At 47.8% G+C, this 25,751-nt stretch carries 23 protein-coding genes and 1 pseudogene; 19 read left to right on the top strand and 5 right to left on the bottom strand.

Annotated features, from left to right (window positions below):
- The first annotated feature begins 138 nt into the window (after positions 1 to 138).
- The 9 genes from nirB to A3844_RS00200 all read left to right on the top strand — a co-directional run bounded on the left by nirB (position 139) and on the right by A3844_RS00200 (position 8,911).
- Complete coding sequence (nirB, locus tag A3844_RS00240; RefSeq protein WP_074106237.1) at positions 139 to 2,586, top strand: nitrite reductase large subunit NirB; 2,448 nt, start codon at positions 139 to 141, stop codon at positions 2,584 to 2,586.
- A gap of 2 nt (positions 2,587 to 2,588) precedes the next feature.
- Positions 2,589 to 2,912 (top strand): nitrite reductase small subunit NirD, encoded by a 324-nt coding sequence (gene nirD, locus A3844_RS00235; RefSeq protein WP_074106538.1) that lies wholly within the window; start codon positions 2,589 to 2,591, stop codon positions 2,910 to 2,912.
- Between the two features lie 2 nt (positions 2,913 to 2,914).
- Entirely contained in the window at positions 2,915 to 3,676 is a 762-nt protein-coding gene (gene cobA / locus A3844_RS00230) for a uroporphyrinogen-III C-methyltransferase (RefSeq protein ID WP_074106537.1), read from the top strand.
- Positions 3,677 to 3,807: 131 nt separating this feature from the next.
- The gene (locus A3844_RS00225; protein WP_074106236.1) at positions 3,808 to 4,125 is read left to right on the top strand and encodes an iron-sulfur cluster biosynthesis family protein; all 318 of its coding nucleotides are present in this window, start codon (positions 3,808 to 3,810) and stop codon (positions 4,123 to 4,125) included.
- 140 nt (positions 4,126 to 4,265) lie between these two features.
- Complete coding sequence (locus A3844_RS00220) at positions 4,266 to 4,955, top strand: response regulator transcription factor (RefSeq protein ID WP_074083413.1); 690 nt, start codon at positions 4,266 to 4,268, stop codon at positions 4,953 to 4,955.
- Positions 4,948 to 6,042, top strand: coding sequence for a HAMP domain-containing sensor histidine kinase (locus tag A3844_RS00215; protein ID WP_074103410.1), 1,095 nt, complete (start codon positions 4,948 to 4,950; stop codon positions 6,040 to 6,042). The genes A3844_RS00220 and A3844_RS00215 overlap by 8 nt, the downstream gene beginning before the upstream one ends.
- Positions 6,043 to 6,148: 106 nt before the next feature.
- The gene (locus A3844_RS00210; protein ID WP_074083412.1) at positions 6,149 to 7,027 is read left to right on the top strand and encodes a M15 family metallopeptidase; all 879 of its coding nucleotides are present in this window, start codon (positions 6,149 to 6,151) and stop codon (positions 7,025 to 7,027) included.
- Positions 7,024 to 7,509 (top strand): VanZ family protein, encoded by a 486-nt coding sequence (locus A3844_RS00205; RefSeq protein ID WP_074083411.1) that lies wholly within the window; start codon positions 7,024 to 7,026, stop codon positions 7,507 to 7,509. The genes A3844_RS00210 and A3844_RS00205 overlap by 4 nt, the downstream gene beginning before the upstream one ends.
- 37 nt (positions 7,510 to 7,546) lie before the next feature.
- Complete coding sequence (locus A3844_RS00200) at positions 7,547 to 8,911, top strand: sedoheptulokinase (protein WP_083606615.1); 1,365 nt, start codon at positions 7,547 to 7,549, stop codon at positions 8,909 to 8,911.
- Between the two features lie 30 nt (positions 8,912 to 8,941).
- On the opposite strand, the pseudogene A3844_RS00195 reads toward A3844_RS00200, so the two are convergent.
- A pseudogene (locus A3844_RS00195) lies at positions 8,942 to 9,193 on the bottom strand (acetylglutamate kinase); the annotation flags it as partial.
- Positions 9,194 to 9,391: 198 nt separating this feature from the next.
- On the opposite strand from A3844_RS00195, the gene A3844_RS00190 reads away from it, so the two are divergent.
- On the top strand, positions 9,392 to 9,958 hold the full coding sequence (locus A3844_RS00190) for a VanZ family protein (protein WP_208619385.1): 567 nt from the start codon (positions 9,392 to 9,394) through the stop codon (positions 9,956 to 9,958).
- Positions 9,959 to 10,057: 99 nt separating this feature from the next.
- On the opposite strand, the gene lacZ is transcribed toward A3844_RS00190, so the two are convergent.
- Complete coding sequence (lacZ, locus tag A3844_RS00185) at positions 10,058 to 13,180, bottom strand: beta-galactosidase, LacZ type (protein WP_074083410.1); 3,123 nt, start codon at positions 13,178 to 13,180, stop codon at positions 10,058 to 10,060.
- Positions 13,181 to 13,287: 107 nt separating this feature from the next.
- Here lacZ and A3844_RS00180 point away from each other — a divergent pair, with 107 nt between their 5' ends.
- A complete protein-coding gene (locus A3844_RS00180; RefSeq protein WP_074106235.1) occupies positions 13,288 to 14,112 on the top strand; it encodes an AraC family transcriptional regulator in 825 nt (274 codons plus the stop codon).
- A 31-nt stretch (positions 14,113 to 14,143) separates the two neighbouring features.
- Here the strand turns inward: A3844_RS00180 and A3844_RS00175 are convergent, their stop codons facing one another.
- Positions 14,144 to 14,734, bottom strand: a complete 591-nt coding sequence (locus tag A3844_RS00175; protein ID WP_074106234.1) for a P-loop nucleotide/nucleoside kinase family protein — start codon at positions 14,732 to 14,734, stop codon at positions 14,144 to 14,146.
- 143 nt (positions 14,735 to 14,877) lie between these two features.
- Between A3844_RS00175 and A3844_RS00170 the strand changes: the two genes are divergently transcribed.
- From A3844_RS00170 to A3844_RS00155, 4 genes are read left to right on the top strand one after another with little or no spacing between them, the layout of a single operon-like run.
- The gene (locus A3844_RS00170; protein WP_167374606.1) at positions 14,878 to 16,029 is read left to right on the top strand and encodes a DUF116 domain-containing protein; all 1,152 of its coding nucleotides are present in this window, start codon (positions 14,878 to 14,880) and stop codon (positions 16,027 to 16,029) included.
- 50 nt (positions 16,030 to 16,079) lie between these two features.
- Positions 16,080 to 17,255: a YARHG domain-containing protein gene (locus tag A3844_RS00165; protein ID WP_074106232.1), complete on the top strand. Its 1,176-nt coding sequence runs from the start codon at positions 16,080 to 16,082 to the stop codon at positions 17,253 to 17,255.
- Positions 17,256 to 17,311: 56 nt separating this feature from the next.
- The gene (locus A3844_RS00160) at positions 17,312 to 17,875 is read left to right on the top strand and encodes a TetR/AcrR family transcriptional regulator (RefSeq protein ID WP_074083405.1); all 564 of its coding nucleotides are present in this window, start codon (positions 17,312 to 17,314) and stop codon (positions 17,873 to 17,875) included.
- Positions 17,875 to 18,267: a DMT family transporter gene (locus A3844_RS00155; protein ID WP_074106231.1), complete on the top strand. Its 393-nt coding sequence runs from the start codon at positions 17,875 to 17,877 to the stop codon at positions 18,265 to 18,267. The genes A3844_RS00160 and A3844_RS00155 overlap by 1 nt, the downstream gene beginning before the upstream one ends.
- A 98-nt stretch (positions 18,268 to 18,365) precedes the next feature.
- Here the strand turns inward: A3844_RS00155 and A3844_RS00150 are convergent, their stop codons facing one another.
- Positions 18,366 to 18,908 (bottom strand): NADPH-dependent FMN reductase, encoded by a 543-nt coding sequence (locus A3844_RS00150; RefSeq protein WP_074083403.1) that lies wholly within the window; start codon positions 18,906 to 18,908, stop codon positions 18,366 to 18,368.
- 119 nt (positions 18,909 to 19,027) lie between these two features.
- Positions 19,028 to 20,485 (bottom strand): alpha-L-fucosidase, encoded by a 1,458-nt coding sequence (locus A3844_RS00145; protein ID WP_074106230.1) that lies wholly within the window; start codon positions 20,483 to 20,485, stop codon positions 19,028 to 19,030.
- A gap of 121 nt (positions 20,486 to 20,606) precedes the next feature.
- Here A3844_RS00145 and A3844_RS00140 point away from each other — a divergent pair, with 121 nt between their 5' ends.
- The 4 genes from A3844_RS00140 (at position 20,607) to A3844_RS00125 (ending at position 25,626) form a co-directional block, all read left to right on the top strand.
- Entirely contained in the window at positions 20,607 to 21,443 is an 837-nt protein-coding gene (locus tag A3844_RS00140; RefSeq protein WP_074106229.1) for an AraC family transcriptional regulator, read from the top strand.
- Positions 21,444 to 21,658: 215 nt separating this feature from the next.
- Positions 21,659 to 23,308: a spore germination protein gene (locus tag A3844_RS00135; protein ID WP_074106228.1), complete on the top strand. Its 1,650-nt coding sequence runs from the start codon at positions 21,659 to 21,661 to the stop codon at positions 23,306 to 23,308.
- Between the two features lie 25 nt (positions 23,309 to 23,333).
- Entirely contained in the window at positions 23,334 to 24,437 is a 1,104-nt protein-coding gene (locus A3844_RS00130) for a GerAB/ArcD/ProY family transporter (RefSeq protein ID WP_074106227.1), read from the top strand.
- Positions 24,430 to 25,626: a Ger(x)C family spore germination protein gene (locus A3844_RS00125; RefSeq protein WP_074083398.1), complete on the top strand. Its 1,197-nt coding sequence runs from the start codon at positions 24,430 to 24,432 to the stop codon at positions 25,624 to 25,626. The genes A3844_RS00130 and A3844_RS00125 overlap by 8 nt, the downstream gene beginning before the upstream one ends.
- Positions 25,627 to 25,751: the final 125 nt, after the last annotated feature.

The raw sequence follows: 25,751 nt of genomic DNA, 5'->3' as shown, positions 1-25,751 counted from the left end.
CAAGTCTACGAATACAATGGTGTATTCGCTTGAAGCGGCAATGGCGCCTGCTTTCACTTTTCGCAATCGGAAGATGTATGTTTCCGTGCGGAGTGAAGCGGGCTTTTTCTGTTGCTCACATGGAGAGGAGAGAGACAGATGTCACATATTCGCAAAAAACTCGTATTGGTGGGCAACGGAATGGCGGGGGTACGGGCCATCGAGCATTTATTGAAATTATCCCCGGAGGCTTACGAGATTACCATCTTCGGCTCCGAACCGCATCCAAATTACAACCGGATTATGCTGTCTTCTGTCCTGGCAGGCGGGACCAGCATGGAAGAAATCGTCATCAATGATCTAGAGTGGTACCACAGCCACGGGATCCGTCTATATATGGGTCATACCATTACAAAAATTGACACGGTACAGCGCAAAGTATTCTCGGATCAAGGGGTGGTGCTGCCTTATGATGAGCTGATTCTGGCTACTGGCTCCAATCCGTTTATGCTGCCGCTGCCGGGAGCAGATAAGGAAGGCGTAATCGCTTTCCGCGACATCAAGGATTGTCAGATGATGCAGGAAACCTCACAAACGTACCGTAAAGCTGTAGTTATCGGCGGAGGGCTGCTGGGACTGGAAGCGGCCAGAGGTTTGCTTCATCTGGGAATGGAAGTATCTGTTGTCCACATTCACCCGTATATTATGGAACGCCAGTTAGATGAACCGGCTTCCATCATGCTCCGCAAGGAGCTGGAAGAGCAGGGGATGAAGTTCCTGCTGAGCAAGCAGTCCGAAGCGATTCTCGGCAAAAAGAGAGTCAAAAGCCTGCTGTTCGCAGACGGTGAGGTTGCCGAGGCGGATCTGATCGTTATGGCAGTGGGGATCAAACCCAATGTTGAACTGGCGCAGAAGAGCGGCGTAGAGATTAACCGGGGCATCATCGTCAATGATTTTATGGAGACCAACATTCCTGGAATCTACGCCGTAGGCGAATGTGCCGAGCATAGAGGGATCGCTTATGGACTTGTGGCTCCACTGTACGAACAAGGTGCAGTTCTTGCCAAAAGACTGGCGCAGGTCGCCACGGAAGGTTATTCCGGCTCTGTAACCTCGACCAAACTGAAGGTGTCCGGTGTTGATGTATTCTCAGCAGGCCAGTTCATAGAACGGCCGGGTACCCGGGCGCTTAGATATCAGGACGAGATCGACGGGGTTTACAAGAAGTTGGTTATTAAGGATGACAAGCTGGTCGGCGCGGTATTATTCGGTGATACCGGTGATGGTGCACAGCTCTTCTCTATGATAAAGAACGGTGAGAATATTAAAGGCAAAGAAAAAGAACTGCTGCTTGGCCTATCCTCAGATGCGCTGGCTTCTCCCAAAGGCAACCGGCTTGAAGGGATGGCCGATGATGAAATTATTTGCGGCTGCAACGGAGTTTCGAAAGGAGCCATTGCCGAAGCCATTCAATCCGGAGGCTGCACAAGCGTGGGCCAGATCAAGGCCTGCACCAAAGCCTCCGCATCCTGCGGCGGCTGCAAACCCCTGGTGGAGGGACTTCTTCAATTATATGCCGGAGATCATGTCGTAACGGTGAAGGAAGGGATTTGCGGCTGCACAACCTTAGGACGTGACGAGATTGTCGCGGAAATCAAGCGTATGGAGCTGAAGACCGTCAAGGAAGTCATGAATGTCCTGGAATGGAATAACGAAGAGGGCTGTCCCAAATGCCGTCCTTCACTGAATTACTATTTGGGGATGCTGTGGCCGGAAGAATATGTGGATGAAAAGGAATCCCGTATTACTAACGAACGTTATCATGCCAATATCCAGAAAGATGGAACTTACTCCGTTGTTCCCCGAATCTACGGTGGGGTAACCTCACCGGCTGAACTTATGAAGATCGCCGAGGTTGCTGCCAAATTTGATGTTCCTCTGGTGAAGTTTACCGGTGGTCAAAGACTGGATCTGCTCGGAGTTAAAAAAGAAGATTTGCCTAAGATGTGGGAAGAACTGGATATGCCTTCAGGACACGCGTACGGAAAGACACTGCGTACGGTCAAAACCTGCGTGGGCTCCACCTTTTGCCGGTTCGGAACCCAGGATGCCATGGGCATGGGGATCAAGCTTGAGAAAGCATTTGAACGGCTGAACACACCGGGTAAGGTGAAGCTTGCAGTATCAGGCTGTCCCCGCAATTGTGCGGAAGCTACGATTAAGGATTTTGGCGTAGTAGCGATTGATGGCGGATGGGAACTGCACATTGGAGGCAATGGCGGTGTGCATGTGCGGGCAACCGACCTGCTCTGTGTGGTCAAAACCGATGATGAGGTCATGGAGTGGGCCAGCGCTTTCCTGCAATATTACCGGGAGAATGCCGGATGGAATGAGCGGACCGCGCAATGGGTCGAACGGGTAGGCCTGGACAGTATCAAAGCTGCACTTGAGGTACGGGAGGACCGCCTTGCCCTTCAGGAGAGAATCCAAACAGCGCTCAGTCTTACAACCGATCCTTGGAAGCAAATCGTGAATGAACCGGAGCTGCGTAAAAATTTCGAGCAACTGTCTGAGATGAAGACGGTATTGGAAGGGGAAGCCATATGACAATGACCAAAATACTGGTGGGCAAGGTAACGGATATTGATATGAAAGGCTCCCGTACCGTTAGAATGGGTGACAAAGAAATCGGACTATTCCGCCTGTCGGATGGGGAAGTCCTTGCTGTAGAGAATAAATGTCCGCATAAAGGCGGAGTCTTGTCGGAAGGGATGGTCTGTGGTTCCAAGGTGCACTGTCCGCTGCATGATTGGCGTATTGATCTGCACAGCGGGGCAGTGCAGGCGCCGGATCATGGTCATGTAGTCACTTATGAGGTTGAAGTGGACAGGAGCACTGGTTCCATCTATTTGACTCTGGAGGGAAGCCTATGATCCTGGGAAGTGTGTCAATAGTCGGAGCAGGTCCCGGTGACCCGGAACTCCTTACCATCAAAGCCATGCGCAGGATACAAACCGCTGATGTCATTCTCTATGACCGGCTGGTGAATGAAGCAATTCTCAGCTACGGCAAGCCAGAAGCGCTTCGGATCTATGTCGGTAAAGCACCCGGGCATCATTCCATGCCGCAGGAAGCTATTGAGAAGCTAATCATTAAATATGCTTCTGCAGGGAATCATGTCGTCCGGTTAAAGGGTGGAGATCCCTATGTCTTCGGGAGAGGCGGCGAAGAAGCACTGGCTGTTGCTGCAGCCGGCATTGATTATGAAGTTATTCCTGGCATCACGTCGGCCATCGGTGCTGCGGCTTCTGCCGGAATTCCGCTGACCCACCGCGGGTTGGCTGCATCATTTGCAATTGTGACCGGAAGCCGCTGCCACGATCAGGCTTCAGCTGCACACTGGGAGGCTCTTGTCCATAGTGTAGATACGCTCGTTATCTATATGGGTGTTAGTACACTAAGTGACATCCGCCAACAGTTATTGAAGTTCGGAAAGAATCCGGCAACACCGGCGGCCCTGATCGAGAATGGAACGACTGCCCGCGAGCGGACAGTGACAGGAACGCTGGGGAATATGGATAAGCTCGCTGCCGCACTGAAGATTAGCAATCCGGCCCTTATTATTATTGGTGAATCCGTGGCGGTAAGAGATCAACTGCTAGGGCTTCAAAAGGGTATACACTCCCAGATCGGCTAAAGCCGGGGGGCCTTTACCCGGAGTGTCATAATTGAAGTGACCGCAATCACTGGACCTAGAGGTTCAAACGGACTATACTTTGCTGAGATTACAGTGTTGTATTTTACTGATGCAAAGGAGAGAACGGTGAGATGCAGATTCAATTGGACAGAGTGACGACCGGACGCCTTGAAGAGAATCTAGGTGGTAAGCCGGGATATCTTAAGCTTTTCTACGATACCGAGGATTGTGGCTGCAATGGAGTTCTTGTAATCCAGATTGTAGACAGACCTAACGATACGGACATCGTTATTCAGAACGAGCCTTTCGTCTTCGTGTGTGACCGCCAGCAGGAATCGTTGTTTGATTCCACCATGACGCTGCAAGCAGAGGAGAACTATCCTTCCTATAAGCTTACTAGCCCTTCCGGACTGTTCAGTTCCAACCTAAGAGTTAAGGATCTCCGGTAAGTAAGGAGGGCCGTGGACCAGACAAATCGCTCTATATTAGAGCGGTTTTTTTTGTGTTTGGGTGAGGATAGACGCAGAGGGTGCGGGGAATGGCAGTTTCAAGTATAATGGGGGCATCTGAAACTGGAGGCTGTGACGAAATGAAGCCGATTACAATCTTGATTGCGGATGATGAGGCGGAGATCGCCGATCTGATTGCCATGCACCTGGAGAAGGAAGGCTACCTTACGGTCAAGGCATTGAATGGTAGAGCGGCTATGCATGTAGTGCAAACCCAGCCGGTCGACTTAGCGATACTGGATATCATGATGCCTGAGCTGGATGGTCATGAGGTCACCCGGCAGATCCGTGAGCAGCACCGCATGCCGATCATTTTTTTGAGTGCCAAGGCATCTGATTTGGATAAAATAACGGGGCTGGTCCTTGGTGCGGATGACTACATGACTAAGCCGTTCAACCCGATGGAGCTGGTGGCCCGGGTCAATGCCCAGCTTCGCCGGGCCATGCAGTTGAACCAGCCGGCTGCAGATACCCTGTCCAGCCTGCAGGTTGGCGGACTGATCATTGACCCGGAAACACGCACGGTTACGATCTATGGGCAGACCGTTGAGCTGACTCCAAAAGAATTTGATATTTTGCACCTGCTTGCCAGTCATCCGAACAAAGTGTTCAGTGCAGAGAATCTCTTTGAACAGGTATGGGGCGAGTCCTATTACGACAGCGGGAATACCGTGATGGTTCATATCCGCACCCTCCGGAAGAAGCTGGGCGAGGACCCCAAGAAGTTCATCAAAACGGTATGGGGAGTAGGGTATGCATTCAATGGCTAGACAACAACGCAGTTTCCGCACTAGTATGCTGATGCTGTTCGGACTCAGTATGCTGATCTCGGGTCTCTTCACTTATCTGGTTTATAAAGGGCTCCAAATGTACTATCATAAGCAGGTCCTGGCAGAAGACGATATTGTCCGTGTGCGGGTTTTCATGAACAGGGTCGGCGATGTTAACTTTTTTCTAATTCTGTTTGTGCCGCTGGCGATCTTCTTCTTCTTTCTGCTGACCAAACGCTACGCCACCTATTTTGATAAAATCTCCTCAGGCATCCACAATCTCGCCAACGGTGACTTCAGCGCCCGCGTGGATATTACCTCTCATGACGAGTTCCAGGTTATCGCTGACGACATTAACCGGGCAAGTGAACAGCTGCAAAAGGCTGTGGCGAGGGGGGACTTTGCTGAGAGCAGCAAGGATCAGCTGGTGCTGAATCTGGCGCATGACATCCGCACACCGCTGACGTCGGTGCTGGGCTATCTGGATTACATCCTGAAATCCACGGATTTGTCAGCAGAGCAGGCAAGGCATTATACCCTGATTGCCTATACTAAATCCCAGCGTCTGGAGAAGCTGATTGAAGAGCTGTTCGAGATTACCCGTATGAATTACGGGATGCTTACTGTGGAGAAGAAGCCCATTGATCTAAGCGAGCTGCTGTTCCAGCTCAATGAAGAGTTGTATCCGCTGTTTGAGAAGAACAAACTGGTTTCCAGACTGCATATTACGCCACAGCTGATGATTCCTGCAGAAGGGGAGCTGCTCGCACGTGTCTTTGAGAATCTTTTGACTAATGCGGCGCGCTACGGCAGGGATGGGCAATATGTGGACATACACTGCAGGGCGGAGGACGGAAACGCGGTTGTTCAGGTCATGAATTACGGCCATTTCATCCCACCGGAAGAGCTGCCGTTCCTTTTTGATATGTTCTATACGGGTGACCGGGCACGCACATCGGATAAGAACAGTACGGGTCTTGGACTTTTTATCGCCAAAAATATCGTCGAGCGCCATGGCGGCACCATCACAGTAGAGAGTAGTATCACAAGTACCATTTTCAAAGTGACTTTACCGCTTAATGCTTGATAGGGGTCATGGCTTCAGTTTAAGGAAAATTTTATTTTTAGGCCACTTTGTATTTAAGCTTTTCCCTATAATCTGGTCTTACACATGATAGAGGGAGATGCTTGCATTGAAGAAGTGGCTTTTTTTGTGCATTGTTTTGCTGGTCATCGTATTCAGGTTTTTTCTAAAGGAAGGGCTGCCGGGACATAATCCCTCCATTACAGAGCATACGTCAGAAATATCCGCTTCTGCCGAAGACTCTGTCACCATAAAGATAGACAAAGCACAAATTCACCAGGGAAATCTCATTTTGGTCAATAAGGATTATCGCATACATACGAAAGGTGTTTCTACGGATATCGTTGCACTTTCAGAGCATGAGGAGTTGACGCAGGGCTTCGGACTGCTGGATCATTCCATCGAGCTGTCCCGGAGCGTAACCGAACGGTTCTCTGAATTGACTGAAGCGGCTGCCAGGGTTGGGGTGGAGCATTTCCGCATCAGCAGCGGGTATCGGGATCAAGATGAGCAGCGTAAGCTCTATCGTGAAAAAGGTGCGGATTACGCACTTCCTGCGGGTCACAGTGAGCATAACACAGGGTTGTCGCTGGACATTGGCTCATCGCTTGGAGAGATAGCTCATTCTCCGGAGGGGGACTGGCTGCTGGCCAACGCATGGCATTATGGATTTATCCTGAGGTATCCTAAAGACAAGACAAATATCACCGGGATTAAATACGAGGCTTGGCATTTCCGATATGTCGGGCTGCCGCACAGTCTGCTGATGAAGGAGAAGAACCTGGTGCTGGAGGAATATCTTGCCGATCTCAAACAACAGAAACGTCTGAAGGTCACGGTCGACAACCGAAAATATCTCATTCTCTATGTACCGGGTTCGGAGCTTGACAGTGTTCAATTGCCGGCGGGACATCCTTATGAGATTTCAGGAAACAACATCGATGGGGTAATCGTCACTGTAGAACTCAGCAAATGGGGGAAAAGATGAAGCGACGGAACCGGAAATTTTTGATACTGGGATATGCTCTATACGTGTACCTGCTGATAAAAATTATTTTGTTTAAGTATGGAGCCGTGGATGTCCAAGTGCTCTGGCGTCAGCTGCACAGTGTGCTGGAAGACCCTGGGATGATTCAGAACCGGCTGGCCTTTGCCAACTTTACTCCCTTTGTCTCTATCAACCGCAATCTGGACCGGCTCTCGCAGCCCAATGATTTCATGAATTTGTTCGGGAATATTGCCCTCTTTATTCCGCAGGGAATTTTCGTCCGGCTATCGGGCAAAGGAAGCTTCCTCACTGCTTTTTTATTCTCTTTAGCATGGAGTGCAGCTCTGGAATGCACACAGGTTCTCTTGGCCATGGGCAGCTTTGATGTGGATGATCTGATTCTGAATGTGCTCGGAGGCCTTATTGGATATGCTCTTTGCAAGATATACCCTCAACCTGTTGTTCTTCAAAAGAAATCATAAGAAATAACGCAACAGATTCAACATAGGAGGCAAGCATGTGAAAATCATCGGAATGGATATAGGAACGACCTCCATAACGGGTTTGGTCTATGATCTGGAACACCGCAGGGCTGTGCACTCTATCACTGAAAAGAATTCGGCGCACTTGCGTGCCAGCCGGGAGGACTGGGAACGTCTACAAGATCCCGCAGTCATTCTAAATATAGTGCAAGGTATACTAAGCAACTTGTCGGCGGTGGAGCCGGAGGTCCGGAGAATCGGTCTGACCGGACAAATGCACGGCATAGTGTATACGGACGCTGCCGGGAAACATCTGACCCCGCTTTACTCCTGGCAGGATGGCAGAGGCGGTCAACCTTACGATGATCAATTTACAGTAGCGCAGAAACTGAGGGAGAGCACCGGCTATCCAGTTGCGCCCGGCTACGGGCTGGCAACTCATTTATATAACCTGCAGCATGACCTTGTCCCACCCGGGGCAGTCAGCTTCTGTACCATTGCTGATTATGTTGCCATGAGACTTACCGGGCGGACGTTGCCGCTGGTTGATCCCACCCAAGCTGCAGGAATGGGATGCTACAGCATCCCTGAGGGTGATTTTGACAAAGAAGCCATTGCACGGCTAGGTATAAATATAGACCTGTTGCCTAAGGTAACTTCATCCGGAACGCTGTTGGGATTAACCCGGGAAGGTATTCCGGTATTTACACCTCTCGGAGATAATCAGGCGAGCTTTCTGGGTAGCGTGCCATTTACCGAAGAATCGATACTGCTGAACATCGGCACCGGAAGCCAGCTCTCCGTTCTGATGAATCATTCGGGCATCGGAGCTGAGGGTTTGGAGGCACGCCCGTATCCGGGTGGCGGTGTGTTGATGGTCGGAGCCGCGCTGAGCGGCGGGAAATCCTATGCGCTTCTGGAGAAGTTTATCCGTGAGCTTATAGAAGCTTATACCGGAGAGACCCAGGAGGATATGTACACATTTATGGATAAATTACTCGGAGACGGGCAACCGTCCACTGAGGGATTGTCTGTGAATCCGCAATTTCTGGGGACACGGCTGCATTCTGAATCGCGGGGAAGCATAGATGGGATTACGCTGGACAATTTCACTCCGGGCCTGCTGACCCATGCTTTTCTTCAAGGCATGGTTGATGAGCTATATGCTTTTTATAATCGTATGAAGCAAATGAGTTCTGAGAATCACTGGACTCGATTGATCGGCTCCGGCAACGCGTTGCGCGCAAACCCGGCTCTGTGCACCAAGGTGGAAGAGCGGTTCGGACTGCCCCTTACACTTAGTTCAACTTCGGAGGAAGCTGCCATCGGTGCGGCCTTGTGCGCGGCAGTTGGCGCTGGGCTAATTGGTAGCTTCAAGGAAGCCGGTCAATACTTGGAGTGAAGTCACCATTCACCCACGTGAGGCAATTCATTAGAAGCACTGCGGGAACTGTCGGATGATCGAATTAGTGAGCATATCAGCCATGGCCAATGCTCCCCTTTCGATGGAATCATACAGCTGAACACTTTGTTTGTAATCCTTTTGGAGCAGAGCTACTGCTTCCCCTTTTGTCAATGCAAGATGCTGATAGAACATTTGTCTGAATTCTTCCTTGGGGTAATACGGATTGAGGCGGCTGAGGAATTCCACAATCTGGTCGCCATTGGCCACCCATTTCTTCTCGGCGGGAAAGTAGGGTCTCCAGTGGTATTGCATGGAATTTCCTCCTTAACGTTTAGCCTATGTTCCTTGCACTAGCTTCGTACAAACTGGCTTCTGAAGCATAGGCTTAGATCATGTATACCGTATCTTATGGTATATCCGCCCAAGTGGTTCATAACAAAATATATATACTGAATTTCAGAGAATAGGCGGAAAGAAATGAAAAATAGAGGTATTATGAATAAACGAGAGAGAATTGAAACAGTCATTTTATATGGAGTTTTCATATGTTACATACTTTTTTTATTTAAAATATTTATCTTATCAAGAGTATCACTTGTGGATGTGTTTAATAATCAGAGGACATTACATAGGTCAATCAATCTCATTCCTTTTTATAGTATAAAGGAGTATGTATTTAGCAACTCAGCCAGTATAAAAAGTTTCGCTTTCGCTAATGTGGGCGGCAATATAGAAATCTTTATTCCTCTGGGCGCATATTTGTCACTATTCAGAGCCAATAAAAAAGTAATAACCAATCTGCTATTTATATTCATAGTGAGTTTATTAATTGAAACCATTCAGGGGCTTTTTGGCATTGGAGCATCCGATATAGATGACATCATTTTAAATAGTGTGGGTGGATTCATCGGTATTTTAGGGTATAAGTTTTTATTGTTGATATTAAGAGATCATAAAAAAGTACGTACTGCAATCACAATACTATCAGTAATTGGATTACCTGTTTTATTAAATTTATTATTTGTGGTGAAATTGCACCTCTGAATCTGCACAAAAGATTAATCCACAGAATCGATAAAAGGCGCGTTTCCCCTCATTATAAAGGGAAACGCGCCTTTTTCATTTTCATGAATCTCTTAGTGATTAAAGAACAGACAGTGTGAAGCGGAAGCTGTAAGGACGGTTGGCCGGCAGGGTGAACTCATCGTGCGTTGGAGCACCCCAACTGTCATCTCCGCCGACACCCATTTGTTTGTAATTGACTCGCAGTACGCTTTTGGTGGAAGGAGTCAATTTGTAGGTATGATCGCTGGCTTCCAGCTCTTCAGGCGTCCAAGGGAGCGCATTGATTTCCATCGGCAAGGTGCTCTCCACATGAAATCCGTTGCCGGTTGCACTCTCAGTAAGGGAAGCAAAGCGAACTCCAGTTTTGTTGCCGCACTCCTGTGGTTTGAGGTAATTAACGAACTGATCTTTTACCTTCCCTGTGTAACGTCCCAGCTTGGCACCTGTCTGGCGGTCCCAGTAGTTCTCATGCGGGCCTTTGCCGTACCAGGAGATCGTATCCAGCTCCCCGTCCAGTTCAAAGAGCAATCCGAATTCGGGGATTTCCGGCAATGTATCGCTTCCTGGATTCAGCTCCTGTGAAATATCCACCGTTCCGTCCGGTGTAATCTTATATTGCAGCAGCAAGGTGGAAGCGGGCTCAGTACCCAGCAGGTAGTTCACTGTCACTGTGCAAAGACTATCATCTGCAGAATAAGAGAAGCCGGTAAGTGTTCTGTTATAAGAGACATCCTTCCATACCGCACAGCGTTTATCGAGTCCGTTACCCAGATCGTTGTCCGTCACCGCTCTCCAGAAATTCGGTCTTACCGGTGCAAGCAAGCGTTCTTTGCCGGAAGAAGTATAAGAGAACAGGTCACCTGTTGTAGTATTGAAGGCTAGAGCAAAGCTATCTCCCTGAACGGTAAGCTGATCCGTCGGCTCCGTGATGCGCAAGGTACTTCCAGCAGTGGAAGTATACACAGAGGGGCTTACTTCGACATGCGGCGACAATATAAATTGTTCCCAGGCAACCTCATGTCCTGCTTCAGACCATGCTGTAGCGGCAGGCTGCGTGAAGGACAGAGTCAATACTGCTTCTTGATCGTTCACAATTGTGCTCTGGTCGTAAGGAATGGTGCACTCGGCCGTTCTCCCTGGTTCAGCAGAGACCTGCATTACACCTTCCTGAACAACTGCACCACCCAAGGCTACTGTCCATTTCAACTCATACTCAGCGATGTTCGTGAACAGGTAGTTGTTGCGGATTTCAAAACGGCCTTGAGCCAGATCCGCAGCGGTTATTTTCAAATTCTGATAGCACTTCTTAACCTCAAGCAGCTTAGGGGTAACGGTACGGTCAGCGAAGAGCAGCCCATTGCCGCTGAAATTACCGTCATGAGGCGTTTCTCCAAAATCTCCACCATATGCCAGATAGGAAATGCCTTCGGCTGTAGTCGTGCGGATAGCCTGATCAACCCAATCCCAGATGAATCCGCCCTGAATGATATCATATTGATCGAACAGCTCTGTGTATAAATGCAGACCTCCGCATGAGTTGCCCATCGCATGGCTGTATTCGCAGAGGATGTAAGGCTTTTTCGGATCATTCTTCGCATATTCCACAACTTCCCGCGGCTTGATGTACATTGTGGATTCAATATCGCTTGCCACGTCCGACGGCCGGTAATGGAAGATGCCTTCATAATGAACGATCCGGCTCGGATCCGCTTCACGCAGATAATCATGCATCGCGATAAAGTTATCGCCTCCGAAGGACTCATTGCCAAGCGACCAGATGATCACGGATGGATGGTTCTTGTCTCTTTGCATCATGGAATTGCAGCGGTCAAGTACATTGACACGCCATTCGGGTCTGCTGGCAGGAACGTTGCCGTCATGGAGCTCTTTTTGACCATATTGCCAGGAACCGTGCGTCTCCAAGTTTGTCTCATCGATCACGTAGAGTCCATATTCATCACACAGCTCATACCAGAGCGACTGATTCGGATAATGCGAGGTTCGAACAGCGTTGATATTATGAGCCTTCATCAGCTCAATATCACGAATCATATCTTCTTTGCCGAGTGCGCGTCCGGTCTCACAGGAGAACTCATGGCGGTTCGTACCCTTGAAGACGATCCGTTGTCCGTTAATCTTCATCAGGCCGTCCTTAATTTCGAAGGTGCGGAAGCCAACCTTAGTGCTGACCGCTTCCTGCAATACACCCTGTTCATTCTTTAAAGAAAGGACAAGAGTATATAGATTCGGCTTTTCAGCGCTCCATTTATCAGGTCCGACTACTGTAGCCCCGAGCTTCAGCTGCTGCAATTCACCATCTCCAAAGGAAACGCCTGCAGATACAGGAGCGGCCCACACGGTCTTGCCAGCACCGTCATACAGCTGGATTTCAACCGTACAGGTGCCTGCTTCCGTATTAAAATAATTCTCCACCTTCACATCCACGCTGAGTTCCGCATTGGCGTACTGCTCATCCAAGTTGGTGTGCACGAAGAAGTCGGCAATGTGTACAGGAGGGGCCGTATACAGATAGACATCACGGAAAATACCGCTGAGCCGCCAGAAATCCTGATCCTCCAGCCAGCTGGCATCACACCAGCGGTAGACTTCAACCGCCAGCGTATTCTCCCCTTCTTGCAGGTAGGCCGTAATATCGTATTCGGAAGGTGTAAAGGTATCTTCCCCATAACCTGCGAGCTCACCATTCACCCATACATAAAAAGCAGACTCAACGCCCTGGAAGCTGATATACACCGGCTGGCCCGCCCAATCCTCCGGCACTGTAAAGGTACGGATGTAGGAGCCTACAGGATTGTACTTCGTTGGGGCAAAAGGAGGCTTCAAATCCGGCTCGGATACCACCCACGGATAACGGACATTCGTATATTGAGGGTAGTCATAACCCTGAAACTGCCAATGGGAAGGGACGGGAATTTCGGCCCAGCTGCTGCTGTCATAATCTGTTGAATAAAAGTCTTTGATGCGCTTCTCAGGTGTCTCTGCAAAAGCAAACTTCCAGTTTCCGTTCAGCAGGTGATAATTAGGTGAACCTGCCCGTTCACCCTTGAGCGCCTCGGAGATACTTGGATATGAGATCATGGAAGCATGCGCATCCAGGCGGTTCAGCTGAAAAATCTCCGGGTTGTTATTCCATTCCGGGTATCCATTTGCAGGGGGCTCATAGGTAAATTTGTTGCGCACATTAACATCTCCTTATATTATTATATTCATATTATAAAATGCCAACACTTCAAGATATATAAAAGAATATTCACTTCTATATCATAATATGAAACAGGAGAACTGACATGGAGAGTACATTGATCTTTTGCGAAACAGAAGAAATTGAGGCGCTTCCACTATATGCAACAACTATCGGATTCTGGGAGCATCAACCGGAATTGGAGCGGCCCACGGGGTTCCCGGACTATCAAATGCATCAGGTTCTTGAGGGCAAAGGGGAGCTGTTTATAAAGGATAGACGGTACATTGTGGAGCCGGGGGATGTTTTCTTTCTGTTTCCGCATGTTGCTCATGCCTATGCGCCAATCAGCGCTGAATGGAGACTGTCCTGGGTATCTTTTAACGGAAGAGAGGCGGGAAGACTTCTGACGTATGCCGGAATCCGGGAATCGGGACCAGGACGGCTGAACGATCTCTCACTGCTGAATCCTCTGCAAAAAATGCTGGAGCTGTCCCATGGCAACAGTCTTGCTGTGAATATGGAACGTTCCAAGCTGATGTATGCTTTGATGCTTGATCTCAAAGCACAGTTGTCGGCACCGACAGACGGACAGGATGAGCTGGAACGCATCAAGCCGGTGCTGCAGCATATCGAACAGAATCTGCACCGGACACTGCCGCTCAAAGAATTAGCTGAGGTAGTTTCGATCTCTCCTCAATATTTATGCCGTTTGTTCCAGCGGACACTTCATGAACGGCCTGTAACTTACATTAACAAGCAGCGGATCAACCGCAGCAAGCAGCTGATGTTCAGCGGCAGGGAGAAGAAAATTTATGAGATTGCAGAGCAGGCGGGATTTGAGAATACCAGCTACTTCTGTGCGGTCTTCAAACGTGTCACCGGTATGCGGCCTGAGGAGTTCAAGCAGCTTCATGGGCTAGAGGGGTAAGCCTTAGGGATAAATTAATGATGGCGTTGTATTAAGCCGAACCGAAAATAAACGTTTCGACTGCGTCGACCGCACCTTGAACATCCGGATTCGAATTATCAATCTGCATGATATTTTCCGCCGGAAGCGGCCAGGCAACCGTTCGGCTTCCTAATGATGTGCGGAACATCTCCCAATTCTGGAACTTCCAATCATCCAGCGGCGAGTGCCTGCCTTCAATCCGTGCCCGGTACAGCTCGGCGTTACCCAGGCTCACCAGCACGACCTTAACTTCAATCTCTTCCAAGGTCCGGCCGATCCGGGCCAGCTCACTACTTAACCATCCAGGGTCTTCGGCTTCCTTGGTAAATGGACCCACTACAAATACATCACATTCCAGTCCCATATTGTCGAGCGCAGCATCCATGGTGATCCGGTAGCCCAGATCGCGGCAAAGCTTTTTATATTCGGCTGAATCCCTGTCATCGGGGTCCAGACCGTGCATATTCATGATCACATCTGCAGCAGGCCGGAGCAGAATGTCCATATCCAGGACAGCAGCTTTACGGCGTGACGCGACCGCTTTGGCCAGGGTTGTTTTGCCGGCACCCGCCGGTCCTAGAAAAAATACAAGCTGGTTCATCTCAGTCACTCCTTACCTATAAATATCGTCCCACTATCCTATCACGTTTCTATCGGAAAATCTTTAGGTCCGGACGTAAAGTCACTGACAGTCTGCAGGTGAAATGCTACCTTGTTGGTATAGTGAAACGGGAGATGATCTCTTTGGGCGAGCGTAGCGATGCACCAACGTATTCCTTAACCGGTGAAGACGGAGGAGCAGATCAATACTATACAGATGTTGCTGTGTTTACCGATGAAGTTCTGGAGAAATTGCATGAAGATCAGTCTATATCCAAGTTCAGCCAGTATATCGCATTGCGAAAACTGGAAGTCTGGGATCATAATATCTATGCACTTGAATTGCTGATGATTGGCGTACTGTGGAATGTATACAGTTCAAGGGCGACTGCGGGAAGTGTGTACATGGGTAAGCTGTTATCCTCACTGTACGCGCTTAGAAGCCGAAGCCAAGAGGCGCGCCGAGTCGTAGACCGGCTTAAGGGGATTGCTGGAACTTCGGTGTTGGCCCGGCGCCGACATGTGGATGAACGAATACAGCTGCATTCATTTGCCAAATTGCTAGGGTGGCTTCGCGCCAGTGGTGAGTTTGAGCAAGAGAGCAGGCGGCTAAAGGTCTGGCTGGATTTTCTGCGGGGATTGCCGGAGAAGGAGAGCGAAGGCATATTGCAAAGGGCGGTTCGGAAGGCTGTATGGTTTGAACGGCGGAGTCTGGAATGTCTAGGCAGGTACACCTCGAACGTAGACACTTATATTGAGAACAACCGCCAACGTCTGAGATGGCAGGAAAACCGTATATTCTGCAGCAGGAATCGGGTGGAGTACCATTTGAACATGGTCGGTGCCGAGATCATGAACCAGGTATTTTATGACGGCTTTCATGCAGCACCTGGAAAAATAGTTTTTCTGCCCATTTGCATGCGTAACAAAACCGCCGGGAAATGCCAGGCTGTACAGGAGGGGCCCGGGTACGTCTGCAGACGCTGCTCCAAAACCTGCCGGGTACAAGAAGTAACAGCGCTGGCCGAAGTCTATAGCTGTAAGGTGCTGATGATACCGCATGCCTCTACCGCTTTTGGTCAGGAGCGTATACGTGTGGGAGAGGTTGGCATTATCGGAGTAGCTTGTGTGCTGAATCTCATCTCAGGGGGCTATAAAGCACGGGAAATGGGATATCTGCCGCAATGTGTGCTGCTTCATTATTCAGGCTGTGTGCTGCATTGGCATCGGGAAGGAATAGAGACTTCCATAGATATGGAGCGGCTGGAGCGGAGTTTGCGTGAGGGGCAGACCTGAAGATTTCTTATTTAGTTTCTACTTCAGCTACATGAAAGGAGGATACTAAATTGAATAGTCATAAACTCCAACTGTTATTACTCATAGCAGCCTTGCCGCTGCAAATTGTCGGATGTGATACCCATAAAGACGCACAGCCGGATAAACCGCCTGAGGTGCAGCAAACTACAAAAAACGATCAAAGCAAGGATACTCAAACTTTCAAGGGCAGAGATTATGTATTTCGGGAAAGCAGTACAACGTTATTAACGGAAGACAATCTCAGCAACATCGACAGCAGAATGCTGGAGCTGGCCCGGAATGAGATTTTTGCCCGGCATGGATTAGTGTTTGAACGGGCCGACCTGAATACCTACTTTGCGGGTAAACGCTGGTACAAGGCAGATGGGAATTATAAGGGTGATTTAACGAAAATAGAGAGCCAAAATATCAAGCGGATTCAGAAATACGAAAAACTGCTCTCGGCAAACAAGCTGGAGAGACAATGGGATGTGGATTATCACTTTCTGGGATATCCGCAGGAGAAGAATTCAATCGGACTTCAAAATGCCCATGTGGACATGAACGGTGACGGAGCTATTGATCATATCCATATGACGTTAAGCAAACACTTCGAGGTAGATGACGAATGGATTCTCATGGTGAATGATACTACAGCGAAGATTTCCCTGTCTAATAATTCTATCCCCCATTTCAAGGTCGTAGATGCCAATATCCAAGACCCGTACTTTGAACTCGCCTTGGAGGATACCAATGAGAGTGCGCAGCATTCCACATATTACTATTATTACAATGGAAAAAGGCTGATAAGCATGGGGACCCTGGACGGGTTTACCGGTAATGCGCAAGCCATGGATGGGCAGGGAACCGCGGTTTCTCCGAGACAGGCCTATGATTTTCAATGCTGGTTCTATCTTGAAAATTATAAGCTGGACAGCAATCACTTGTGGAAAGAAGCTCCTGCAGATTTTTATCCGATGGAGCCGCCAACGCCCTGGGTAGCCAAAGTACGGTTTCCTATCTACAAAACCTCCGGGAAGCAGGACATCCTCAAATGGGTAACGCCGGGAGAGACGGTTTATTTTCTGGGCGGTGACACTAAGAAGTATGGGAAGATCAAGATGGCTGACGGCACAACCGGCTGGATTCAGCTTGAAAACCATAAGCTTTCCGGGACGGATACGGATATCAACGACTGTTTTGACGGGAGATTATTGTACGGGTAGATCATTTGACATCTAAACCGTCCAGACGGTATAGTTATTTCAGGACGGTGATGAGTATGGATTCGCAAGCTCAAGAGAAAGAAAAAATCCCCAAACGAAAACTAATTCTACTTGCTGCCGCAGCTGTGATGAAGGAACTGGGAGGAGAGCAATTGACCCTGGATTTGGTTGCCAAGAAGGCGGGCGTCAGCAAAGGTGGCCTGTTGTACCATTTTCCCAGTAAAGAAGCGCTGGTGCTCGGTGTAGTGGAGGAGATGACGAAGACCTTTGAGGCCGATATCGCCAGAAGGATGGAGCGGGATAAGGAAGTAAAAGGGAGATGGAGCAGGGCTTATCTCGAATCTACCTTAGATGATATTGGTGTCGGTAATGACATGGGTCCGGTGCTGGCTTCCGCGCTCTTTTTCAATCCTGAATCATTGAATAGTATCCGGTCCGCATACGTCCAGTGGCAGCACAACATTGAGAATGACGGCCTTGACCCTGTAAAATCGACCATCGCCAGACTTGCCGCTGACGGGTTGTGGTTTGCGGAAATGTTTGGCCTTGCTCCCCCTGACAAGGAATTGAAGGAGCAGATCCTAAACGAATTACTGCTCTATGCGAAGGAGGTGAAATGATGGCTTATTTGTTATTAGCCTTATCCATTTCCAGTGAGCTGCTCGGAACCTCGATGCTGAAAGCTTCTCAAGGTTTTACCCGGCTGTATCCGTCCATCGTGACGGTTGTTGCTTTCGTGTGTTCGTTCTATTTCCTGTCCATATCGCTGAAGACCATCCCGCTAAATACTGCCTATGCGATCTGGTCTGGGCTAGGCACTGTAGTAACTGTGATAATTTCGGTAGTTATTTGGAAGGAAAAGATTAATACGGCAAGTATCGTGGGGATTGCCTTTATCGTCATTGGAGTGGTTGTCCTGAATCTGCTCGGACCGGGTCATGGTTCTTCTGATGATGCGGCCTCTTCGAAAGGGCCAATTCATACAGTAGAAGAGCAAAGCTCGCTACATTAGAGTCTCAGCATCCAATTGCCATTCATGCAGCTGTCCCGGGTCATAGAAAAAGCCACTTCAACATCTGAAGTGGCTTTTTGGGTCTTAGCTAGCTTTATTTATGAACGCAAGGTCTTTAAGGCACCGCTCCATGCGAGCACTTGATCAAGCATGGCATTTACGTTAGGTGTGTGGAGGGCAGCCGGCTTGAAGACAGAACCGTTCTCAAAGTCGGTGAACAGGGACAATAGTGGATGTACACGAACATCGGCGACCATCAATTCGCCAAGAATTCCGCGCAGGTGCTCGGCTGCACGAACGCCTCCAGCAGAGCCGTAGCTGACGATGCCCGCTGCCTTATTGTTCCATTCTTCACGGGCGGAATCCAGTGCATTCTTGAGTGCGCCCGTAAGGCTATGATTATATTCCTGTGCAATGAAGACGAAACCATCGAGAGTAGCCAGCTTAGCCGCCCAAGCCTGTGCAGGAGCATAGTCATCCGATTCTCCAAGGAGAGGCAATTTATAGTCGGCAATATCTACGATTTCATAGTTTGCATCTCCGCGTGCATCCGCTATACCTTTCACCCATTCGCCTACCTGCGGGCTCACGCGTCCTTGACGGGTGCTGCCCAGAATAATTCCGATGTTTAAGGTTGTCATTTAATTTTCCTCCTAAGTAGTTGTATTAGCTTCCTAATCTGCTGTGTAACTTAACATATTTTTATTATAGCATATTACTTTTATATAGCAAGTGTTAATTTGAAACCATAAAATTTTTACTAATCAAGCTCAATTTTAAAAACAACGGGTGCGTTGCTTGCAACAGTAGTTGTTGTAAGGATAAGTGCTTCTTCCGTTCTCTGCCAGGCGGGTTTCTCGTCGCAGCCCAATATACTGATATTTTGGATGATTCCCTGGAAATGATGGGATTCCTCTTTAAGTGACTTAATGTGAACCGTACCTTGCTCAGGATACACAAGAACGGTGGCATATAGAACAGAACCTTTAACCGTAAAGCGGATATCCTCGCTTGTGAACAGCTTGGTCTGGCCATCTGTAAATTGGCCTTCATGGATTTCTGTCGGCCCTTCACCGAAGGTGCGCCAGTATGACGTATCATAGATGGCTTCGCCATTGACTTTTAGCCATTCCCCAATCTCCAGAAGAATATTCTTGTCCTCCTCGGGAATGGAGCCATCCGCCTTAGGGCCAATGTTCAGCAGCAGATTGCCGTTTTTACTGACGATATCGACCAGATCCCTGATAATCTCTACAGCAGATTTGTAATTGTTGTTTTCGGTGTAGCACCAGGAATTCTTAGCCACGGCGGTGTCTGTCTGCCAGAAATAGGGCTTTAGCCCGGCGAATTGGCCCCGCTCCACATCGGGAACGGCAGCGCCGAACATAAAGGCATCATGCTTGTAATTGATTGCCACCGGATAACCCCATTCTTCACCCCGGTTGTAATAATAAGCAGCGAATTTCTTAAGGTAAGGCTTGAAGGCAGCGGTATGAATCCACCAGTCAAAATAAAACACCTTAGGCTGATACTGATCGACCAGCTCGCAGCAACGGATCAGCCAGTCCTCCAGATATTCATCTGTCGGGGGAGAACCATATAAGTCCTGATGCTCCGGTTCAAGCATTGCCGGCCAGTAGAAATCTCCGGGAACGAGCGGTTCATGAATATCGGATGCGAATTCTTTACCATGCGACATGAAGAACCAGTGCTCTGCACGGTGTGAAGACACGCACAGCTCCAGCTTCTGTTCGGCAAAGGCAGCCTTCATTTCACCCAGCAGATCACGTTTTGGCCCCATTTCGTACGTGTTATAATGAGAGAAAACGCTTTTATACATCTGGAAACCGTCATGATGCTCTGCAACTGGCATAATGTATTTGGCACCGGACTGCTTGAAAAGCTGTGCCCATTCGGCCGCATCGAAGTGCTCTGCTGTAAATAATGGAATAAAATCCTTATAACCGAAATCTGCATGCTTACCGTATACAGCCAGATGATGTTCATATTCCGGGGAGCCCTGAATGTACATATTGCGGGAATACCACTCGCTGCCAAACGCAGGAATAGAATAGAGGCCCCAATGAATGAATATTCCGAATTTAGCCTGCTCATACCACAAAGGAACCCGGAACTCACTTAACGAGTCCCAATTATCCTTGAATCTGCCACACCCAATCGTATCATTGATCACCTTTAAGTAGCTGGCTTTGTCCATTATTGTTCCCATCCTCTCGAAGTTCTTGTACCGCTCTCATTGTAGCGGGGGATGGAGAGAATAGGTATGTAGATCATTAACTTGTTGATGTACAAAAATAACCCTCTAAGGCGGTTTATTTATGAATAACTCTACGCTGCTCACCAGCTACATATCTAACCTGAAGATTGATTTAATTATGGCGGACTATAATCTGTGCAGTACGGATTGGATGGATCTCGGCTACACCCCTGACTATAGCAAGTTTTATTTCATTTGCGAAGGCGAGGGCTGGCTGAAGATCGGTGAACAAGAGTACTATCCCAAGCCCGGTGAGCTTTATTTGATGCCGGAGGGAGTGAAGCAATCTTATTCTTGTATCAGCAGCCAGCCCTTCCGCAAATATTGGTGCCACTTCAGTGTGAAGGCAGGAGATATGAATCTGTTCAAAATACTGGAGCTGAGTCATATATGCAGCTCCGTAGACCGCGAAATCGTCAAGGAGATGTTCAGCAGCATTGTATTCCATGCCAAATCGAGTGAGATTTACGCCCAGCTGCTTGCGAAGAGCAAGCTAATGGAGCTATTTGCCTATTACCTCAGCAAGCTGGACCTGAATGAAATTACCCTTAAGAATTTAACCACCGTTGAAAAGCTAACCAAAATCCTGAATCATATTGAAGCGAATATTGAACAAAATATTACAGTCCATGAGCTTGCCGAGATTGCCCACATGCACCCCAATTCCTTTATCCGCCTGTTCAAGAAGCAGTTAGGCGTGCCTCCCATACAGTACATTACACGAAAAAAAATCGAAAAAGCCAAGGAACTGCTCACTGCTACAACCAGCACGATCAGTGAAATCGCCATGCAGCTCGGCTTCAGCGACCTGTTCTACTTCTCCAAGCAGTTCAAGAAGAATGCAGGGCTTACGCCTACGGACTTCAGAAAACAGATGCAGATCCTTCATTTCGAATAACAGACTCCTGCCAGAGAAGTATTCCCTGGCAGGAGTTTTTGTTATGGGAACATCCTTTAACAACGATGGATGAAATTACCTTTGGAGAGTTTTATTAACTGTGACTAAAGAAATCTTTATTTTGGCACACTTTAGGTTATAGCCTCTCACCTGGAAACTGCAGATTTCATCACGGAGCGTTATTTCAAAAAAAACTACAGTTAAGGATGATCAGGATGTGGTCAACTATCGTTTCTTTTATTCCTGATTGGAAAACATTTATGCAGGCTGCAATAACGCTAGTGTGTCCATTAGGAATTTATTATCTATATAATTCGCTGTACTCTGTAGTGGGGAGCGGAAGGGCCTCGAAAGCGGGGAAAGCTTCAGGTCCTGCTTCACCTGAGAAAATGGCTACTCAAACCAGTCCACAGCTTAGCGGGAATTATAATGCTGATCTTATATCCATTAAACAAGCCATAGGCGAAAACAGTGATGTGCATTTTCGTGAATTTATGGTGTATGGGTTTAATGTACAGGCTGTGCTTATCTTCATAGATGGCATGCAGGATGAAGGGTTGATCAACAAACAAGTGCTGCAGGTTTTGATGCAAGACCTCAAAGTTGATAGTGAGGCTATAACCTTATCCAGTATAAAAGAAAAAATCCTTCCGCTTACGGAGCTTAGTGAAATCAATGAATTGGAAAAGCTCCAGGAGAAGATTCTGTTTGGCTATACAGCATTAATCATAGAAGGGATGTCCACAGCGCTCTTGGTGGGATTGCCAAGCGGTTCCAAACGGGCGATTACAGAACCAGTCTCAGAAGGATTGCTTCGCGGGCCGCGAATTTCATTTTCGGAGGTCCTAAGCGAGAATACCTCCATGCTGCGCCGCCAAGGTCTTAATAAAAATCTGGAGATGAAGCTCTATGAGGTTGGAACCAGCATCAAAAGAAAGCTGGTTGTTGCCTATATTAACGATATTGTAAATCCTGAGCTGCTTCAGGAGGTTAAGGACAGGATTTCAAAAATTGATATGGATTTTATCGCTGAATCCGGATATGTGGAGCAACTGATTGAAGATAATTATATGAGCCCTTTCCAGCAGACTCAGAATACGGAACGGCCCGACCGGGTTATTAACTCTCTGCTGGAAGGAAGAATAGCAATACTGCTGGACGGCACTCCGTTTGCACTCATCGTTCCTGTGACCTTTAGTATGCTGCTGCAATCCCCAGAGGATTATTATGAACGGTGGCTTCCAGGAACCATGTATCGGATCCTGAGGTTCTTCACAGCCTTTCTGGCGTTGCTGAGTCCGGCTTTGTACATTTCTTTTATCTCGTTCCATCCGGGGTTAATCCCCACTCAGCTGGCGATAACCATCATTCAGACCCGTCAAGGCGTTCCATTTCCATCCGTTATTGAAGTTATGATTCTTGAAGTGTCCATTGAGATATTACGTGAAGCTGGGATTCGGCTGCCCAAACCCATTGGACCAGCAATGGGCATCGTAGGGGGCTTGATTATTGGCGATGCCGCTGTGGCAGCCGGAATTGTTAGTCCATTCCTGGTTATCGTCGTGGCGGTGACAGCGATCTCTTCCTTTTCAGTACCGATGTACAGTACGGGCATTACACTCCGCATTTTGCGTTTTGCTGGCATGCTGTTTGCATCCGTACTCGGGATGTTTGGAACGATATTGTTTTTTCTGCTGATCATCATTCATCTCAGTAAATTAAAGAGTTTTGGGGTGCCTTATGTTACTCCCTTTGCTCCCATACGCTTTAGTGACTGGAAGGATCTCTACGTTCGCGCACCTCTGTCACTTATGAAACGAAGACCTGAAATGATGAAAACACAAAAGAAAAAGCGCAGATCCTAGCAAGTAAAAGGAAGGGGGGGAAGAAATGTTTGTACGCTCTGATGATAAAATCACATCGGGTCAGGCATCGTTATTCTTGACGAATACGGTACTGGGGGCGGGTATTCTGACTCTGCCCAGAAGTGTGACGGAATCAGCCAAAACTCCGGACTCCTGGATGTCCGTACTGCTGGGCGGGCTAATTGTAATGTTGGTTATTTTCGTAATGGTGAAATTAAGCCAGCAGTTTCCAGGGAAAACCGTTTATCAATACTCCAAAGGAATTATTGGTAAATTCCCGGGAGGTTTTTTAAGCTCGCTGCTCATTATTTACTTTATTATCATCGCCGGATTTGAAATTCGGGTATTGGCTGAAATTACGATGTTTTTTCTACTTGAAGGAACTCCCGTTTGGGCAATCGTCATTCCATTTATCTGGGTGGGGGCCTATCTGGTGTTTGGAGGCATTAATTCCATCGCCAGAGTCTATCAAATCATTTTCCCCATAAGCCTTTTTATCTTGATTTTATGTTATATCCTTAGCATAAGAGTATTTGATATTAACCATTTGCGTCCTGTACTGAGTGAAGGTCTTATGCCTGTAATTAAGGGACTGAAGTCCACTGTACTCGTCTATACGGGATGTGAGGTAGTGATGACGATTACAGCCTTCATGCAGCATCCCCAGCATGCGGTTAAATCCATGTTAGCGGGGATTGGCATACCTATGGTCTTATACCTTCTGACTGTGATTGTGGTTGTAGGAGGCCTGTCCATAGATTCTGTGACTACGAGCACTTGGCCTACAATTGATTTAGTCCGCAGTTTTGAGATCTCCGGATTCTTTTTTGAACGGTTCGAGTTTCCGCTATTGGTGATTTGGATGATGCAAATGTTTTGTAACTTCTGCAGTTTTTTCTTCAATGCTTCCCTCGGGATCTCTCAGGTGTTCAAGTTGAAAATTGTCCCTGTGATCTTCGGGCTAATGCCGTTGATTTTCATCTCGACCATGGTTCCCAAACGTATGAATGATGTATTTGCCGTTGGTGATGCCATTGGAAGGATGGGAATAATATTGTTTATTTTGCTTCCTGTGCTGCTTTCGGTAGTTTTGATCATTCGAAAGAAAGGATTGAAGCAGAATGTGTAAACGTCATCCTCTCCTTGTATTGCTAGCGGTTACGCTCCTGATCACGCAATCCGGCTGTTGGAGCAGTAAGGAAATTGAAGACCTAAGCCTCTATACCGGTGTGGCTCTTGATACAGGGGAACTATCTTCGACAGAGCAGACATTGGTGGATGAGGGCGGGGATTATTTTAAGAATAATAAGCTTACGGCGACACTTCAAATAGTGCCCAAAAAATCAGCTGGCGGTGCATCTAAATCATCAAATAGCGTAAATAAGCCACAATATATCAATGTCTCGGAAACGGGTGACTCTGTGCTGGAGATTTTTCGCCAATTCTCGGTTCGTCTGGACCGCCCGATCATTGGTCACCACCTGAAGGTAATCGTTATTTCTACAAAACTTGTGGAGCAGCAGAAGATAGAGCAATTGATGGATTTTATGCTTCGTGACAACGATATCCGTCCCAGCTGTGTTGTCTTCTTAAGTACCGGGCGGGCCTCAGATACTTTTACATTGAAAGATAAGGATGATATTCCTTCCTTTCATCTCAGGGAAATGGTCCGCAACCGCTTTAGAAGCAGCAAAGTAATGAAACCCGTCAACTTATCCACTCTGGATGCACGGATGCACTCTAAACAAAGCTTTGTGCTGCAAAATATTATAGAAGCCAAAGGTGATATCGAGTTGTCTGGGGCTGGGATCATCAAGGGGGAAACCGGCAAATGGATTGGGTCATTAGACCAGGACGACATGAGGAGTATGAACTGGATTAAAGGAGATGTCAATGGAGGGACGATCAAGACGTACAATAATAAACATGAAACCATAACCTATGAAATCAAGTCCGCAAAAAGTAAAATAACTTCTAAAATCACGGAAGACAACAAGGTCTCATTTCACGTGAATATAGAATCGGATGGACGCTTAATTGAAAATTGGGACCCGGAGCAGCGCTCAACTAAAATAGGCTCCCTTAAAGAGAGGGAAAAAATTTTTGAAGAGAGATTGAGCATTATGCTTAATCATTTGATGCAACAGATGCAGTCCACTTACAAGGTGGAGGTTGCCGGCTTCGGAGAACGCCTAAGTATTGAACACCCTAAGGTATGGAAAAAGCTGAAGGATCATTGGGATGATACCTTTAGCAAAGTACCGGTAACCTTTAGTATAAAGTTCACCATAACTGATTATGGGTCATTTAATGAATAAACGCACTTAGCAGACTTCTCAGTACTTGGTTGAACAGGCTCCTGACACACTAATTTGGAGAAAAGCAATCTACTGGGCCGTTTCTATGGCTGTACTCCATGCACGGAATCACCTTTACACCAGCG

This window comes from Paenibacillus helianthi, from assembly GCF_001909055.1.
GTDB classification, from domain to species: Bacteria; Bacillota; Bacilli; order Paenibacillales; family Paenibacillaceae; genus Paenibacillus_AQ; species Paenibacillus_AQ helianthi.
This window is presented reverse-complemented; position numbering and strand designations above follow the sequence as displayed.